Origin of the sequence: Lysobacter sp. (genome assembly GCF_035655815.1) — a bacterium.
Lineage (GTDB): Bacteria > Pseudomonadota > Gammaproteobacteria > Xanthomonadales > Xanthomonadaceae > Lysobacter_J.
This window is the reverse complement of sequence record NZ_DASRTS010000061.1, coordinates 161271-175339: the sequence shown is the minus strand read 5'-3', so window position 1 is coordinate 175339 and position 14069 is coordinate 161271. Positions and strand designations below refer to the sequence as shown.

9 protein-coding genes are annotated in these 14069 nt (G+C 68.0%); 4 read left to right on the top strand and 5 right to left on the bottom strand.

Annotated elements, in window-relative coordinates:
- Nucleotides 1-191: 191 nt before the first annotated feature.
- Nucleotides 192-1733 (bottom strand): alkaline phosphatase PhoX, encoded by a 1542-nt coding sequence (locus VFE83_RS16630; protein WP_324908197.1) that lies wholly within the window; start codon nucleotides 1731-1733, stop codon nucleotides 192-194.
- 116 nt (nucleotides 1734-1849) lie between these two features.
- Between VFE83_RS16630 and rlmH the strand changes: the two genes are divergently transcribed.
- On the top strand, nucleotides 1850-2320 hold the full coding sequence (rlmH, locus tag VFE83_RS16625) for a 23S rRNA (pseudouridine(1915)-N(3))-methyltransferase RlmH (RefSeq protein ID WP_324908195.1): 471 nt from the start codon (nucleotides 1850-1852) through the stop codon (nucleotides 2318-2320).
- Nucleotides 2321-2463: 143 nt separating this feature from the next.
- On the opposite strand, the gene VFE83_RS16620 is transcribed toward rlmH, so the two are convergent.
- From VFE83_RS16620 to VFE83_RS16605, 4 genes are all read right to left on the bottom strand, one after another.
- Nucleotides 2464-5583, bottom strand: coding sequence for an autotransporter outer membrane beta-barrel domain-containing protein (locus tag VFE83_RS16620; RefSeq protein ID WP_324908193.1), 3120 nt, complete (start codon nucleotides 5581-5583; stop codon nucleotides 2464-2466).
- 249 nt (nucleotides 5584-5832) lie between these two features.
- Nucleotides 5833-6504 (bottom strand): TonB family protein, encoded by a 672-nt coding sequence (locus tag VFE83_RS16615; RefSeq protein WP_324908191.1) that lies wholly within the window; start codon nucleotides 6502-6504, stop codon nucleotides 5833-5835.
- A 116-nt stretch (nucleotides 6505-6620) separates the two neighbouring features.
- On the bottom strand, nucleotides 6621-6803 hold the full coding sequence (locus VFE83_RS16610) for a hypothetical protein (RefSeq protein WP_324908189.1): 183 nt from the start codon (nucleotides 6801-6803) through the stop codon (nucleotides 6621-6623).
- A gap of 1 nt (nucleotide 6804) precedes the next feature.
- On the bottom strand, nucleotides 6805-7554 hold the full coding sequence (locus tag VFE83_RS16605) for an SIMPL domain-containing protein (protein ID WP_324908187.1): 750 nt from the start codon (nucleotides 7552-7554) through the stop codon (nucleotides 6805-6807).
- Nucleotides 7555-7694: 140 nt separating this feature from the next.
- On the opposite strand from VFE83_RS16605, the gene VFE83_RS16600 reads away from it, so the two are divergent.
- The 3 genes from VFE83_RS16600 to VFE83_RS16590 all read left to right on the top strand — a co-directional run bounded on the left by VFE83_RS16600 (nucleotide 7695) and on the right by VFE83_RS16590 (nucleotide 13970).
- A complete protein-coding gene (locus VFE83_RS16600; protein ID WP_324908185.1) occupies nucleotides 7695-8318 on the top strand; it encodes a Maf family protein in 624 nt (207 codons plus the stop codon).
- Nucleotides 8319-8454: 136 nt separating this feature from the next.
- Complete coding sequence (gene rng / locus VFE83_RS16595; RefSeq protein WP_324908183.1) at nucleotides 8455-9948, top strand: ribonuclease G; 1494 nt, start codon at nucleotides 8455-8457, stop codon at nucleotides 9946-9948.
- 173 nt (nucleotides 9949-10121) lie between these two features.
- Nucleotides 10122-13970 (top strand): YhdP family protein, encoded by a 3849-nt coding sequence (locus tag VFE83_RS16590; protein WP_324908181.1) that lies wholly within the window; start codon nucleotides 10122-10124, stop codon nucleotides 13968-13970.
- The last annotated feature ends 99 nt before the right edge of the window (nucleotides 13971-14069 follow it).

Sequence of the window (14069 nt, the reverse complement as noted above, 5' to 3'; positions counted from 1 at the left end):
GTTGACCCAGCCATGTCACGCTGGACTTCCATGCCTGGCATGGCTCGGAGTCCGACTGGATTCCCGTCGGTCAAACGTGCTGGTACGTCTCGACATCTCCAGCGGAAATAAGCAGCGGGCCCGCTCTATCGTCTCCCGCCATGAAAGAACGCGCCCGCAATCATGCAGGCGCGTCCATGACCTACTTCAACTCACAGATGCCCGCGTTCCCACGGTCCGGTGATCGCGAAGGTGATTCCCGGCGTCTGGATGTTCACGAACAGCGTGCGGCCCCAAGGATCCCAGCAGGCGCCGCAGAATTCGCTTTCGCGATAGTCGCCTTCGGCGATGGTCTTGCCCGCATTGCCGATCTGCGTGGAGGTCAGTTCGATGTTGTTCTTGCAGAAGTAGAACGACTCGCCACGGCGGGTGAGGCCGATCAGTCGGGCGCCGGGGCCGTACTGGTCGGGACTTTCGCCGCCGTCTTCGCACAGCAGGACGCCGCCGCGGGCGCTGACGGTGATGTTGTCGGGGTTGTGCGCGGCCAACTGATGGCCGCTGACGAACAACGCGCGCAGACGCTGCGTCAGCAGGTCCAGCACCCACACGGCGCCATTGCCGCGGCCGCGACGGCCCTGCGCATCGACGCCAGTGCTCGTGTCGACGATGAACATCTTGCCGTAGCTGTGCCAGATGCCCTCGCCGCGGCTCATGCGCAGCGCGCCTTCGCTCCAGGCCTGCGCGAACGGGCCGCTGAGCGTCTCGCCCGCGGAGATGTCTGGAAAGCCCGCTGGGGCGGGGATGCTGTCGAGGTCCGGATCGGGCACGTCGACCCAGTCGAGCGCGTATTCGTCGCCGATCGCCGCGACGGTCAGGTCGGCATTGGGCTTGCCGCGCACGCGTGCGGCCTGCAACCGTCCGCCGTGCTCGAGCGAACCGTAACGGCCCGCGCGATCGTTGGGAATGAAGCGGTACAGGCCGGCCTTGTTCCGGTCGTCCTCGGTCAGGTACACGATGCCGGTACGCGGGTCGATCGCGACCGCCTCGTGGCTGAAGCGGCCCAGGCCGACCAGCGGGCGGCCGCTGGTGCGCTCGGCATCCGCGTGCACTTCGAACACGTAGCCGTGCTTCTTGCCGGTGCTGCTGGCCTCGTCGGTTTTGATCTCCTCGCACGTGAGCCAGCTGCCCCACGGCGTCGGCCCGCCGGCGCAGTTGACGAGCGTACCGCCCAGACTGGCTTCCGAGCCGTGCCAGTCGCCGTTGCGGAACGTCATCGTGGTGGTGCCACCGCCCGCGCGCTGGCCGCCGCCGATGTCGCCGGTGTCGTACATGCCGGGTGCGCTGATCGGCGTGGCGCCGCCGCGTTCGTGGTTGCGGATGAGCACGAGTTCATGGCCGTGCCCGTGGCCACGCCCCTTGTCGTGGGGACGACGGCCCGGCCTGCGTACGGCCACCACGGCCATGCCGTCGTGGCGATCGGGAGTGGCCTGTCCGTCATCCATCGCGTCGCCGGACCAGCCGAAAGATCGGTAGCTGAAGCCGCGTGGCAACTGCAGCAGCGGCAGGCCGGTGGTCCGGTCGGTCACTGGGGCGAGTGGGCCGTAACGGCCCGGGATCGGGGCGAGGCGGGTCGGGTCGCCGGCAGCGAGGGCTTGACGCGTGTACAGCGCGCTGAGGCTGCCAATGGCACCCACCGCCATCGCGGCGGCGCTGCCCTTGAGGACCTGGCGGCGGGAGTGATCGAACGAGTCCATCTGATGCTCCTGCGGGGCTGGGGGAAGCCCGACCGTAGGAGCGCGCCATGGCCGGAATGTGACATTGCCGAGTCAGCGCGATGGTTCGTGACGCACAGTCGTTACCATGCGCGACGATGAAAGCGAAACTGATCGCTGTGGGCGAGCGCGCGCCGCGCTGGGTGGCCGAGGGTTTCGGCGAGTACCAGAAGCGCCTGTCGCACTGGCTGCCGCTGGAACTGGTAGAGATCGAGCCGGGGCTGCGAGGGAAGGGTCGCGATGCCACGCGCGCGACGGCGGATGAGGGCGCGCGCGTTCTGGCCGCGCTGCCGAAGGGCGCGCTGGTCGTCACGCTGGACGGGCGCGGGCGGCCGTGGTCGTCCGAACAACTCGCGCAACGGTTGGAACACTGGCGTGCGCAAGGGCGCGACCTGGCGTTCCTGATCGGCGGCCCGGAAGGGCATGCACCGGACGTGATGGCGCGCGGCGATGAATCGTGGTCGCTCGGGCCGTTGACGCTGCCACACATGCTGGTGCGGCTGGTGGCCGCCGAACAGCTGTACCGCGCCGCGGCGTTGCTGGCGAACCATCCGTATCACCGGGCGTGAGTGACGCCGTCGGCAGCCGGCCGACGGGGTTCGAACGCAAGGCAGCGACTGACCGCTCAGCTGGTCCGCGCAATGGCGTCCTCTTTCAAAAGAAGGGCCACCCCGGTTGCCCGGGGTGGCCTGGCCTGTAGCGTTGGAGCCGGTTACCAGCGGTAATTGACGCCGATCTGGCCGTTCACATCACGGTAGTCGTCTGCGCCGCTCTGCACTCCCAGCTGACCCCATCCCGCCCAGCCGCCGCCCAGTCGTGCCTGGACGCCAGCCTTAACTTCGTAGCGGTTCCGCGGCAGGTCCAGCTTCAGCGTGTTGCCGTCGAACGTCATCGCGTTCTGGTCGCTCTCGTGCCACCAGTTGACGGTGACGAACGGCTGCACGCGGTTACCACTGGCATCGGCGGAATGCCCGTAGAAGCGCGCGCCGACACGAGTGGTCAGGCCACCGGCCTGGTCCTCGCGCACCTTCGTGCCATTCGCTTCCACGTGATCGTCTGCCGAGTAGTCGGTGTAGATGGCCTGCACCTGCGGCTCCAGGTACAGGTTGACGTTGCCGCCTTCCGACAGTGCCAGGGCATAGCCGGCCTCCAGCGACGCGGCCCAGGTGCTGGCGTCGTAGGTTTCGTCGCGCAGGTAGTCGCCCATGACCCGGTGGTCGTAACGGCCGTACTGCAACCAACCGTCGACGTACACGCCGCCCGGCTCACCGGCATTGGCGAACCAGGTGCCATACACGCCGAGGTTGTAGCCCTTGACCTTGCCCTTGGACTGGTAGTCCGTGACGTTAGAGCCCGCGTGCGATTGGGCCTGGCCCGAGCCTCCCATCACACCGATGTGCCAGCGACCATGGTCGCCTCGCGTCAGTTCGCCGCCGATCTGCACCACGGAGGTGTCGGTTTCGGCATCCAGCTGGTCCATGCCACTGCGACCGTCCATCTGGTTGCGGACCACGCGCACCCAGCCGGCGGCACCGTCGTTGTCGCCGGCGAAGTTCGGCTCGCCCATGCGATCGTGCATGGAGTGCTGGAACATGCCGACGGCGGCGGCCTGGTTGGCGAGATAGGCGAGGGTCTCCGGACGGTAAACCGGCGTAGGGGAGGGGGCCGGGTCGGGGCGGCCGCCGTCGGAAGGAGCAGGCGTGGGATCGGGGGTGGGGTCTGGCGCGGTTGCAGCCGAGCGCAGGTACCAGTCGCCGTCATTCGGGTCGGAAATCCCGCCCCTGTGCAGCAGGTACTCGTACGAGCCAGCTACGGCGCGCCCATCCAGCTGGAACATGCCGTCGGACGTTCCGTCCACCTGCACGACCTGGATGCCATTGGTCGTCGCGGCACCTGCGCCGCCGACGTTGTTGACCAGCATGCGCGTGTTACCCGAAGTGTTGCCCGTCACCACGACCTTGTCCGCCCGCGACGTGTCGTTGCCCAGTGCGGCATTGAGCACGAGGGTGCCATCGGTGCCGGTGTAGTCACCGTTGATGGTGAGCGTCTTGAACCCATTGGCGACAGGTGCGCCGAAAGCAATCGTGCCGGCATTGTCGAGCGATGTAACGACGGAGGAAGCGGTCAGCGTCCATGCCGAGCCTGCCATCATGGTCAGGCTGCCGCCATTCCGGATTGCGCCGCTCAATGCGCTTCGATCTTCCATGGTGATGTTCAGTGCGCCGGCCTGTTCACCGATCGCATCACCGGTGATGCTCGCATTGCGCAGGACGAGGTCCATCGTCGCTCCCTGCTTCACGTAGGCGAGTTGGCCGGTATCGCTGTCGACCGTGACGTTGTCCGCGAGGGCGACGCGTGCGGAACCGGAATCGACATAGAGTGCCGCTTGCCGGGAAGTCAGGCGACCGCCCGAAATGACGGCCTCGGTGACGTCACCTGCCGCAGCGGCGTCCCGCATGAATCCGATTGCATGCACGCCTGCAACTTCGGTGCTGTCGAGAACCGCGCTGGCGCCGTTGGACATCACGATGCCGGTTGCTTCGGCGCTCGACAGCCTGGCACCGTCGGCCTGGAACCGGGTGCCAGCTCCCAGCACTTCGGTCGCGTTGGACATGGCGCCCTGCGCATTGACTTCAGTGCCTTGTCCCAGGGAAAGCAATGCACCATCGATCGCGACCGTGGCCGGGGCGAGGCTCCCTGTCGTCCGGACCGTTACGTTTTCGGTCCACAACGAAGTACCGGTGTCGGCTGCAACGAGGCCATATGCGCCGACGCCCGACGTATCCACCGAGGTGTCCTGCAATTGCACGCGTGCGCCTCGCGCCGCCAATGCACCGGTCGCCGTGTCTCCATACGTGGTGATGGACACGCCATTGGCGATGAGCTCGCTGCCAGCGCCTCTTGCAGCTACGCCCTCGCCTGATGTCGTGATCGTGGTGCCTTCCCCGAGTCGCACGGTCGCACCATCGTCCGCCCAGGCGCCTGCACTGCCGAATCCGGTGCCGATGATTTCGGTCTGGCTCGCGTTGACATAGCTGCCTTCGCCAATGGCCGAGATGCCTGCGTCGAACATGCCGTCCGCATGAAGGCGCGCGTTGTCCAGCCGGATCCGTCCACCTTCCGCGGCCGCCACGGTGCGGCTCGAATCCCCATGAACCGTGACCTCGACGTCGGTGGCTTCGATCTGGCTTCCATCGCCGATGGCAAACAAGCCCCAGTTATCGACCCCTTGCGCCGTGACGGAACTGCCAGTCAGTTCGACGTGGCCACCGGCCTCGGAGCGGACCACTTCGCTTCCGGCGCCATCTCCGGCGATCTGCTGGCCGATGGACTGCACGAGTCCATTCGCGCCCGAGGAGACGATGGCAGGTCCACCGTTCGCACCGGTGCGGATCGATCCACCCGTCATCAGTATCTGGCCGTCAGCCGCGACCACGCCGTTGGCGGAAGTGCCGGTGGCGATCACGTCGCTATCGGTCAGCGTGATATGCCCATCGGCCTCCGCCCACACGGCGGAGGCATCCGTGCCGCTCGCGCCGATCTGGGAGTTGGTCAGTGCGATGCTGCCGGCTCGCCCTGCGAAAACGGTAACGGCCGCGTCGCCACTGCTCGACGCAGTTACGCCGTCGCCATCGATGAGGCTGCCATCGTTTTGCACGCCGAGCGCAACGCCATCAGGAAATCCAACAGCGGTAGTGGCATAGCTTCCCACTGCGGTCTGCGAAGAGCCGTCGGTGACGATCAACTGCTGGGCATGAACCAGCGCCGGCGTGGCCATGGCCGTGGCCACGGAAAGTGCAAGTGGATGGAATCGGGGTTTGTTGTTGCTCATGAAGGATCTTCCTGGTGGTCGGACTGAGCGCCATCGCTCCCGATGGCGCTTGCTCGTTGGCCAATGCGGGCCGATGTCAGCCCAACGGGCTGACCCGCCAGTCTGTGAATCCACCAGGAAGGCTCGAATCGGAACTGTCCGAAACAGGCCGAGATTCATTCTTCCATCGCGACATTCCGGGTCGCGGACTTGCCCTGCCGAACAAAAAAACGGCCCGGAAATCCGGGCCGTTGGACAGACGCCAGTTTTTCAGTTCGACAGCTTGAACTCGATCGGCACGCGGCCCAGAGCTTGAACCGGCTGGCCGTTGCGCATGGCGGGCCGGAACTTCCAGCGCGTGAGCACCGTGCGGCGTGCGGACTGGTCTAGCAGGCGATGGCCGCTGCTGCGTACGACGCGTGCCTCAAGCGGCTGGCCGTCGATGTCGACGAGGATTTCCAGTTCGACCACGCCGCCGATGCCATCGCGGATGGCCTGGGCGGGATAGGGCGGTGGTGGAGCCAGCACGGCCTGCAACTGCGCACCGCCCGCCGGCGGGATCGGATCGAGAGAGGCGCCTGCGTCGGCGACGACTTCCGCGGGCTCGATGGCGATGTCGCCCGGCTGTGCGTCGACCACCGGTTCGACCGTCGGCGCGATCTGCGACAGCGGTGTCGGCAGGATGGGACGTGGTGTTGGACGCGGCTGCTGGACTATCTGCACCGGCTCGATCTTCGGCTCGGGCTTGTGGATGTCGACGATCTGTATCGCATCGTCCCGCTCGGGCCGCGTGGGCGGTGTGCGGCTTGCCAGCGGCACCAGCAACAGCAGTATCAGTCCGGCGTTGATGACGATCGTGCCCGCGTTGGCGGCGATGCGGTGGCCGTCGAGCGGTTCGCGACGGGCGTGGAGCGGTGCGAGAAATGTGCTCGCGTGTGCCATGGCGACCTCCTGTGGTGTGCCATGACGACGAACGTGCGGATGCGGCCGTCGGGGTTGAAGCTTTAAAACAAGGAAGGCCCGCCGAAGCGGGCCTTCTGTTGCCTAGTGCGTTGCCGTCAGTTCGGCTCCGGTCCGGTCTCCGGCTCGCGATCCATTCCGCCTTCGTCGGGGTTGGGCTTCTCGCGCCGCGGCGGGTAGTGCGCATCCTCGCGGTCGCGCGGCCGGGGTTCGGAATAGCCCGGGTTGTGGCCGGGGCGGGGATCGGGTGCGGGCGGAGCGGTCTTTCCGGAGCGGGTCATGTCAGTTTCCGAGTTCGAACACCACGTCCAGATTGACCGACAGGGTGTTTTCGCCCGGTGAGATCGGCGTGGACTCCATGCGGTCCATGGCCTTCATCGCCATCATCGGCATCGGGCGCGGCGGGGCGAAGCTGCCGCCTTCGCTGATGCTGACGATGCGGCGCACCTTCTTGCCCAGCGTCTTGGCGTACATCTCGGCGCGGGCCTGGGCCTTCTCGACCGCCGCGCGGCGCGCTTCGTCGTAGGCGGACTCCTTCTTCGCATCGTCCAGGTCGAAGGTCGGGCCGTTGATCTGGTTGGCGCCGGTGGCGACCAGGGCGTCCATGATCTTCCCGAGCTTGGCGATGTCGCGCACGACGATGTTGACGTTGTTGATCGCCTGGTAGCCGGTGATGGTGGGCGGCTGGTTCTCGGCGTACCTGTACTGCGGGTTGAGATTTACGCCACTGGTCTGCACGTCGCGCTCGGCAATGCCCGCGGCCTTGATCGCGGCGACCACCTTGGCCATCTGCTCGGCATTGGCGCGCATGGCGGCGTTGGCGTCCGCGGCCTGCGTGACCACGCCGGTCGAAAGCGTGGCGATGTCCGGCGCGCGGCGCGCCTCGGCCTGGGCCGACACGGACAGCAGCGTGCCATCGGTGGCGACGTAGGGCGTGGTCTGGGCGGAGGTCACGGCGGGCAGGGCTCCGAAGGCGAGGGCAGCGGCAAGGACCAGGGGACGCAGGGCGGGGCGAAACGACAGCTGGGGCATGTACGACTCCTTGTGGGTGAGAGGCCACCGACTCCGATGGACTCAGGGTCTTGGCGATCCGGTGAACGATTCGTGAGCCCGGTCGGGGTTACAGATGATGCCTGCTCTGGCCTCCAGTCAGCCCGGGTTATGCTTCGCCGATGCTGTATCTCGCCTCCAAATCCCCACGCCGTCACGAATTGCTGGGCCGCCTGCTGTCGGGTCGGCCCGGTGCCGAATTCGGCATCCTGGACATCGATATTCCCGAGCATCCGCAGCCCGGAGAGCCGCCCGAGCAGTACGTCCGCCGGGTCGCCCGCGAGAAGGCGGGCGCGGGTTTGCTGAAAGTGATGGGCAACCCCAGGGCGGTCGTGCTCGGCTCGGATACCGAGGTCGTGCTGGACGGCGAGGTCTTCGGCAAGCCGGCCGACGACGCCGATGCCGTGGCCATGCTGCGCCGCCTGTCCGGCCGGACGCACCAGGTCATTTCCGCGGTCTCGATGGTCTCGCCCTCACGGGAGCTGCAGGCCGTGTCGGTGTCGGAAGTGACCTTCGCCGAACTCACACCGGCGCTGATCGATGCCTATGTCGCCAGCGGCGAACCGCATGGCCGTGCCGGTGCGTACGCCATCCAGGGCCTGGCTGAAGCGTTCACCACGCGCCTGTCGGGGAGCTACTCGGGCGTGATGGGCCTGCCACTGTACGAGACCGCCACGCTGCTGCGGGAGTTTGGGCTGCTGAAGGATGGTTCTTCGACACAGACCAACGCGGGCGACCACGGATGAGGGCGGAGGATGTGATGGTGCAGGACCGCTCACTCGGCTCGGGAAACAACTTCATGGCTCACGCGATCGGCTTCCTCCGTGTCGATCTGCGCTCATCCGCGTCGAAAGCCCCTGTCTTCATCGGGGGCTGCGCACGATGAGCGAGGAGATCCTGGTCAACGTCACGCCGCGCGAAACGCGCGTGGCCGTGGTCGAGAACGGAATGCTGCAGGAGTTGCACATCGAGCGCGGCTGGCGTCGCGGCGTGGTGGGCAACATCTACAAGGGCAAGGTGCAGCGGGTGATGCCGGGCATGCAGGCGGCCTTCGTCGACATCGGACTGGAGCGCGCGGCGTTCCTGCACGCGGCCGACATCGTCAAGCCGGTGCCGGTCGCGGAAGGCGAGAACGCCGGCGAGGAAGCACCGCTGCCGCCCACGCCGACGCGGCCGATCGCCGAGCTGCTGCGCGAGGGTCAGGACATCATCGTGCAGGTGGTCAAGGACCCCATCGGCAGCAAGGGCGCGCGCCTGACCACGCAGCTGAGCATTCCATCGCGATACCTGGTGCTGCTGCCGCGCACGCGCGTGGTCGGCGTGTCGGCGCGCATCGAGGACGAAGCCGAGCGCGCACGCCTGAAGGCGCACATCGTGGCAACCGCACCGGCCGGCGAAAGCCACGGTTACATCGTGCGCACCAATGCCGAAGGCCAGCCTGAAGAACAGCTGGCCGAGGACGTGGCTTACCTGGGCCGCGTGTGGGGCCTGATCGAGGAGCGATCGCGCAACGCACGCGTCGGCGAACGCGTGTACGAAGACCTCAACCTGCCCATGCGCGCCGTACGCGACCTGATGCGCAAGGACGTGGAGAAGGTACGCGTGGATTCGCGCGAGACCTGCGAGCGCCTGCGTGTGTTCGCTGCGCAGTACATGCCGGGCCTCGACGAAAAGATCGAGCACTACACGGGCGCGCGCCCCATCTTCGACCTGTACGGCGTCGAGGATGAGATCCAGCGGGCGCTCGACAAGGAAGTGCCGCTCAAGTCCGGCGGCTACCTGGTCATCGACCAGACCGAAGCGATGACGACGGTGGACATCAACACCGGTTCGTTCCTGGGCCAGCGCAACCTCGAGGAAACGGTGTACCGCACCAACCTGGAGGCGGCGCAGTCGGTCGCGCGCCAGCTGCGCCTGCGCAACCTGGGCGGCATCATCATCATCGACTTCATCGACATGACCGATGCCGAGCACAAGCGCCAGGTGCTGCGGCAGCTGGAGAAGTCGCTCGCGCGCGACCACGCCAAGACCACGGTGTACGACTTCTCGCCGCTGGGCCTGGTGGAAATGACCCGCAAGCGCACCACCGAAAGCCTGGAGCGCCAGCTGTGCGAGCCATGCCACGAATGCGGCGGCCGCGGCACGCTGAAGACGCCCGAGACGGTCACCTACGAGATCTTCCGCGACATCGTCCGCCAGGTGCGCCAGTTCGATGCGCAGCGCCTGCTGGTGATCGCCTCGCCGAAAGTGGTGGCGCGCATCACCGACGAGGAGTCGGCGGCAGTGGCTGAACTGGAGGAATTCCTGGGCAAGTCGATCCGCTTCCAGCAGGACGACCAGTACGCGCAGGAGCAGTTCGATGTCGTGCTGCTCTGAACGAAACGCGAACGACGAACCAGCGGCATCTGGTGTGGTGGTAACGCGACGTTGTCGCCCTGCGCGGGAGAATGCGCAATCCCGGTGCACGGTGTCGGCGCGGTCGCGATGCGCCGCGATCGTGCATCACGCATCTCGTCACCTGACAGCGTTTTCGGACCAGCCGTACTGATATGCCCACGCCTCTGCGCCGCCGCCTGCGCATGGCCCGCCGCGGGGTGGGGTATACCGTTGCGCTCGCCTTGGTGCTGGTGGCGCTGGTGCTGGCGGTGGCCAGCCAGGTCCTGCCGCTGGCCGAGCGCAATCCGCAGCGCATCGCGGCATGGCTGAGCGAGCGCGCCGGCCGCCCGGTCAGTTTCGATCGCGTCGAAACGCAATGGACCCGCCGCGGCCCGCTGCTGCGGCTGGACAACCTGCGCGTGGGCGCAGGCGATCAGGCCTTCACGGTCGGCGACACCGAGATGCTGGTGTCGGTGTATGCGGGTCTGCTGCCCGGGCACGCATTCTCCGAACTGCGTTTGCGCGGCTTGGACCTGACGCTGGAACGTGCCGACGACGGTCGTTGGAAGGTGCGTGGATTGCCGGGGCAGGGCGAGCCTGCGCGCGATCCGTTCGCCGCGCTGGAAGGGCTTGGCGAACTGCAGGTCATCGACGGCAAGCTCGCGGTGATCGCGCCGCGCATGGGTATCGACGCGCGCATTCCGCGCATCAACCTGCGGCTGCGCGTGGATGGGCCCCGCGTGCGGGTGGGCGTGCGGGCCTGGCCGAACATGGGCGTGCCAGGCGCGCCGTCTTCGCCGCTGGACGCGGTACTCGACTTCGACCGCAAGCAGGGTGACGGACGCGCCTACGTCGGCGCGCGTCGCGCCGACCTGGCCGCGTGGGCGCCGACGCTGCAGGTGGCGGGCATCAGCGGCGAATCCGGCCACGGGCGTGCGGAAGCCTGGGCCGATCTCGACGGACATCGCATCACGCGTGTCATCGCCGACGTGGCGCTGGATCGCGTCGGCCTGCGCGGCGCCCCGCTGCAGGGCGGTGCGGTACCTCGCGTGGAATTCGCGCGCGTCGCGGCGCTGGCGCGTTGGCAGCTCACCGACGGCGGTTGGCGTGTGGATGCGCCGACGCTGCGGCTCGACAGCATCGGCCAGGCGCAGAAGCTCGATGGGCTGGCGGTGGCCGGCGGGCGTACCTTCGCGCTGCTCGCCGACCGCATCGACGCCGGCCCGCTGCTAGCCGCGGCCGCACTCAGCGATCGCCTCACGCCCGGCGTCCGCACCTGGCTGCAGAACACGCGTCCGCGCCTGTCGCTGCAACGCATCGAAGTCGCCGGCGTGCGCGGCGGTGCGATGCGTGCGCACGCGCGCATCTCGGCGTTCGGATTCGACGCAGTGGGCAACTCGCCGGGCATGAGCGGACTGGCCGGCGAGTTCGACGGCGACGCGGATGGTTTCAGCCTGAAACTCGACCCGCTTTCGCCGATGCGGTTCGACTGGCCGCGGGGCTTCGGCGTGGCCCACACCGTTTCGCTGCGCGGCATGGTCGCCGGCTGGCGCGAAGGCGCGGGCTGGCGCATCGGTACACCGGCATTGCAGGTGCGTGGCGAAGGCTTCGGCGTCGACGCGCGCGGCGGGCTGTGGTGGCAGGGCGATGGTTCGCGGCCGTGGATCGATATCGCGGCCGACATCGACGAGGCTCGCGTGCCGGCGGCCAAGGGTTTCTGGATCCGCCATCGGATGCCGCAACGCGTCGTGCAATGGCTGGATGCGGCGCTGGTGGACGGCTACGTGCGCAACGGTCGCGCGGTGGTCTCCGGTGATCTGGACGACTGGCCCTTCCGTGACCGCAACGGCCTGTTCGAAGCGCGCGCGCAACTGCAGGACACGGTGATCAAGTTCCAGCCGGACTGGCCCGCGGTCGAAGGGCTCAACGCCGACGTCGCGTTCATCGCGGATGGCTTTACCGTCGCTGGCAAGGGCCGTCTGCACGGCGTCGAGATTCCGCAGATCCGCGCCGGCATCGACCATTACCGCGATGGCGCGCTGACGGTGCAGGCGCAGGGCGCCGCCGATGCCGCGCAACTGCTGCGGCTACTGCGCGAGAGTCCGCTGCAGAAGGAACACGCGGATACGCTGAAGAACGTGGTCGCCAGCGGACCTGCCGGCGTCACGTTCGACATGAACATGCCGCTGCGGCCCGGGTCCGTCACCGCCATCGGCGGAACGGTCGAACTGAAGGACGCCAAGCTGGCCGATCCGCGCTGGAAGCTCTCGTTCGATCAGGTCAACGGCCGTGCCGAATACGCGCGCGGCGGCTTCCGCGCCGAGGGATTGAAGGTGCGCCACGAAGGCCAGCCCGGCTCGCTGTCGCTGCGCGCAGGCGCCGACTTCGTGCGCAATCGCGATCACGTGTTCGAGGGCGGGCTCGACGTGCAGATGGACGCGGCCGCCCTGCTCGATCGCGCGCCGGAAATGGCGTGGCTGAAGCCGCACGTAACCGGGCGTTCCGCGTGGACCATCGGCATCGCCATCCCGAAGACAGCGCAGGGCCAGCCCGCGACGACGCTGCTGCAGTTGCAGAGCAACCTCGTCGGCACTGCGCTCACGCTGCCTGCGCCGTTGCGCAAGGACGCGGACCACGCGCTCGCCGCCAGCGTGGAGACGCCATTGCCGATGGGCAGCGGCGACGTGCGCGTGAACCTGGGCAACGTGATCGCGGTGCGCGCACGCACCCAGAGCGATTCGACCGGCGCGAGCCGCACCGGCGTGCGACTGGTGCTGGGCAGCAGTCGCGTAGATGACGTGCCGCCCGCGCGAGGATTGATTGCCACCGGGCGTGCCGCCGATCTCGATGCGATCGATTGGATCGCGCTGCTGCAGGGCGGTGGCAGTGGCGGCGGCCTGCCGCTGCAGCGCATCGACGTGACCGCGCAGCGTTTGAACCTGCTCGGCGGCGTGTTCCCGGAAACACATTTGGTGGTCGTGCCTGCGGCGCAGGGCGCGACGGCGGTGCAGGCCGAAGGCGCTGCGCTCCAGGGCGCGCTGCTGATTCCGTCCGCGCAGAACGCGACGATTGCGGGCCGGTTCGAGCGGCTGTACTGGCGAGCGCCCAGGCGAGCAGCTGGCACGCCGGCCGATGCCGCAGCGTCCGCGCCGACGCAGGACCCGTTCAATCCCGCCGGCATCCCGCCGCTGACCATCGACATCGCCGACCTGCGCGTATCCGACGCGCACCTGGGCGAAGCGAAATTGCGCACCCGGCCGACCGCCACCGGCATGCGCATCGAGCAGATACAGACGCGCGGCGACGAGCAGCGCATCGACGTCAGCGGCGACTGGGATGGGCGCGGCGCGAGCGCGCGCACACGACTGGACGTGCGGATCGGCAGCGAAGACCTGGGCGAGCTGCTGGCGGGCTTCGGCATGGGCCGGCAGCTCGCGGGCGGGACCGGCAGCATGCATTTCGCTGCGGGCTGGGCCGGGAGCCCGGCCGCCTTCAACCTGGCCACGCTCGACGGCACGCTGGAGGCGGACATCCGCGATGGCCGCCTGCTGGAAGTGGAGCCCGGTGCCGGCCGCGTGCTTGGCCTGCTCAGCCTGGCCCAGCTGCCACGCCGGCTGATGCTCGATTTCCGTGATTTCTTCTACAAGGGTTTCGCCTTCAACCAGGCGGGCGGCAAGGTGCGCTTCGCCGACGGTACCGCGCGCAGCGACGACCTGGTGATCGACGGCCCGGCCGCGTCCATCGGCATCCGCGGCAGCGCGAACCTGCGCGTCCAGACCTTCGACCAGACCATTGAAGTGCGCCCCAAGGCCGGCAACTTGCTGACCGTGGCCGGCGCGATCGCCGCCGGGCCGGTCGGCGCGGCCATCGGCGCCGCGGCGAATGCGGTGCTGCAGCGTCCACTGGGGCAGATCACCTCGCGCACCTACCGCGTCACCGGGCCCTGGAAGGAGCCCAAGGTCGAGGTGGTCGGCAGCGAGCAGGGGCGGGCCGAGGCTGAAGCGGAGCCCCCCTCGGGCTGAATCGTGCCTTGGCCGGGGCCGGACCGCGCGTGAAGGCCGTTGGATTCGCCGGTTGTGCCACCATCTGTCCTTTGGGCGGTTTTCCGCCGTCTCCCTCAT

What these genes read in the sequence shown, in the direction of transcription:
- VFE83_RS16630 (WP_324908197.1), bottom strand. Translation starts at nt 1,733, where the DNA reads ATGGACTCGTTCGATCACTCCCGCCGCCAGGTCCTCAAGGGCAGCGCC.
- rlmH (WP_324908195.1), top strand. Translation starts at nt 1,850, where the DNA reads ATGAAAGCGAAACTGATCGCTGTGGGCGAGCGCGCGCCGCGCTGGGTG.
- VFE83_RS16620 (WP_324908193.1), bottom strand. Translation starts at nt 5,583, where the DNA reads ATGAGCAACAACAAACCCCGATTCCATCCACTTGCACTTTCCGTGGCC.
- VFE83_RS16615 (WP_324908191.1), bottom strand. Translation starts at nt 6,504, where the DNA reads ATGGCACACGCGAGCACATTTCTCGCACCGCTCCACGCCCGTCGCGAA.
- VFE83_RS16610 (WP_324908189.1), bottom strand. Translation starts at nt 6,803, where the DNA reads ATGACCCGCTCCGGAAAGACCGCTCCGCCCGCACCCGATCCCCGCCCC.
- VFE83_RS16605 (WP_324908187.1), bottom strand. Translation starts at nt 7,554, where the DNA reads ATGCCCCAGCTGTCGTTTCGCCCCGCCCTGCGTCCCCTGGTCCTTGCC.
- VFE83_RS16600 (WP_324908185.1), top strand. Translation starts at nt 7,695, where the DNA reads ATGCTGTATCTCGCCTCCAAATCCCCACGCCGTCACGAATTGCTGGGC.
- rng (WP_324908183.1), top strand. Translation starts at nt 8,455, where the DNA reads ATGAGCGAGGAGATCCTGGTCAACGTCACGCCGCGCGAAACGCGCGTG.
- VFE83_RS16590 (WP_324908181.1), top strand. Translation starts at nt 10,122, where the DNA reads ATGCCCACGCCTCTGCGCCGCCGCCTGCGCATGGCCCGCCGCGGGGTG.